The sequence below is a fragment of the Streptomyces carpinensis genome, assembly GCF_002154505.1.
GTDB lineage: Bacteria > Actinomycetota > Actinomycetes > Streptomycetales > Streptomycetaceae > Streptomyces > Streptomyces carpinensis.
In genome coordinates, this window is sequence record NZ_MUBM01000536.1 from 1 (window position 1) to 652 (window position 652).

The 652-nt window shown below is 70.9% G+C and carries 1 protein-coding gene; it reads right to left on the reverse strand.

The window, feature by feature from the left end:
- Positions 1-652 (reverse strand): N-acetylmuramoyl-L-alanine amidase (locus tag BZY54_RS45585; RefSeq protein ID WP_143668322.1); only part of this gene is annotated, 652 nt, incomplete at both ends.

Below are 652 nucleotides of genomic sequence, written 5' to 3' on the forward strand. Positions count from 1 at the left end.
AGGAGCGGTACATCGCCTCCGTGTACCAGGCGTCCGGCGAGGTGAGGAAGCCCTCGTGCTCCAGGCCGATCGACTCGGCGTTGATGTACCAGTTGCCCGCGTGCCAGGCCACGTCCTTGGCCTTCACGTGCTGGGCGATGTGCCCGTCGGTGGAGCGCAGCGTGTAGTTCCACGACACGTAGGTGGGGTCCTGGACGAGCTTGATCGTGCCGTCCCAGCTGCCCTCGGTGTCGTGGATGACGATGAAGCGGATGTGCTGCGACGCCGGCCGGTCGGCCACGTCGTGGTTGCCGTAGTCGTCGGTCCCGAACTGCTGGTACGGAGCCGGGATCCACTCGCAGGACACCGAGGCCGGGCACTCGGTACCGGCCGCCGAGACCTGCCGCAGCCCCGTCTGCGCCAGCTGCGCGGTGTCGGGAGCGAGGCCTGGCGTGGCGGCCAGGACGACCCGCTGTCCGGTGTCCGTGGTGCGCTGCTCGCCGGAGCGGATCACGTCGTACACGTCGTTGGCGTACGCCGCCGCCGTCGCGCTGTCGTCCGCGCCGGAGAACCGGGCCACCGCCCCGTACCAGTCGGCCGGGTCCTGGCTCAGTGGTTCGCCGAGCTTCTGCTGGGCGGCGGCCAGCAGCGCCGCACCGCCCGCGATGTTCGC